Below are 1,552 nucleotides of genomic sequence, written 5' to 3' on the forward strand. Positions count from 1 at the left end.
ACGGCGTGGTCCCGGCAGCGCGGAGAGCGTCCTTGTGGGTTGCGGTGCCGTAGCCCTTGTTCACATCCCAGCCGAAGACCGGGTATTCGTTGTGCAGTTCTCGCATGATGCCGTCGCGTTCCACCTTGGCCAGGATGGAGGCTGCGGCGACGCTCAGACACTGCATGTCCGCTTTGACCAGCGTGTGCACGGGCGCGTCGCAGCCCGGCTCCGCGGGGCCGGCGTCGAAGAGGGACGGCTGGGTCTCCGGCGAGAGCCAGTTGTGGCTGCCGTCCAGCAGCACGACGTCCGGGGTCACCCCTGCGGCAAGGACCGCGAGCCAGGCACGCGTGCCGGCGAGCCGGAGCGCGGCGACGATGCCGAGGGCGTCGATCTCATTCGCCGATGCATGCCCGACGGCGGAGGCGACACTCCAGCTCCGGACCAGCGGGACCAGGCGTTCACGGTCCGCCACCTTGAGCAGTTTGCTGTCCCGCACGTCGGCGAGCAGCGTCAGCTGGTGAAGGTCCACGACCGCGATTCCCACGCTGACGGGTCCGGCGAGGGCGCCGCGGCCCACCTCGTCGACGCCGGCAACAAGCCGGGCGCCGGCGCTGCGGAAGCGGCGCTCGTAGTCGAGGGTGGGCGCATCGGACATGGCTTCAGCTGCTACTTTCCGGCCGGGGCGGGCACGCCGCGGAAGACGTCGGGGTAGTTATCCAGGGCGCCGATGCGGTTCAGCGGCCAGGCAATGACGGCGGCCCGGCCTTCGATGTCGGCGATGTTGACGAAGCCGCCGTTGCTGTCCGTGTGGGCGCGGGAGTCAGCGGAGTGGTTCCGGTTGTCTCCCATCACCCAGACCTTGCCTTCGGGGACCACAACGTCGAATTCGCGGACCTGGGGCACTTCGGCAGGGTTGATGTAGGACTCGTCCAGCGGCGCGCCGTTGACCATGAGCCGGCCGCCGGCATCGCAGCAGACCACATGATCGCCCGGCAGCCCGACGACGCGCTTGACGAGGTGCTGCTCTGAGTTGTCCGGCAGCAGCCCAATGAACGTCAGTCCGTCCTGGACCCAGGTGAAGGGGCCGGCTGCCTTCTGCGCCGCGGGCACCAGCCAGCCCTGGGTGTCCCTGAACACGACGACGTCGCCGCGCTCCAGGGCGAAGGGTTCCGGGACCAGGAGGTTCACGAAGATGCGGTCGTTCACGTCCAGGGTGTTGACCATGGATTCGGACGGAATATAGAAGGCCCGGAACAGGAAGGTCTTGATCAGGAACGACAGCACAATGGCGACGAGCACCACCGTGGCCACTTCCTTCACCCAGAGGAACAGCGGGCTGTGGCGTTCCTGGGCCCTGGCCCGGCGCGCACGCTTGGAGGTGCTTCCGGCATGGGCCGGTCCGCCCGCAGCCGGCACATCCCGGTCCGGGGTTGCCGGAGCCGGTGCGTCCCGGGCCGGGGCCTGCGGCAGCTGCGAGGTCGGATAGGCGTGGGTGGCCGGATAGCCGGCGCCGGCCAGTGACCCGGGATCCGTGCGGAAACCAGGCTCCGCGGCGTTCTCCGCGGCGGGG

Annotated in this window: 2 protein-coding genes; both read right to left on the reverse strand. The window is 69.4% G+C overall.

The genetic code is table 11. The features are described 5' to 3' along the window. A partial coding sequence (locus tag K789_RS0109715; RefSeq protein ID WP_024366583.1) for a ribonuclease HII occupies positions 1-637 on the reverse strand: 637 nt, incomplete at its 3' end. A gap of 11 nt (positions 638-648) precedes the next feature. After that, positions 649-1,398 carry a signal peptidase I gene (gene lepB, locus K789_RS0109720; protein WP_024366584.1) on the reverse strand — a complete coding sequence of 250 codons (750 nt, stop codon included), beginning with the start codon at positions 1,396-1,398 and terminating at the stop codon, positions 649-651. Between the last annotated feature and the right edge of the window lie 154 nt (positions 1,399-1,552).

This window comes from Arthrobacter sp. TB 26 (assembly GCF_000427315.1).
GTDB lineage: Bacteria > Actinomycetota > Actinomycetes > Actinomycetales > Micrococcaceae > Arthrobacter.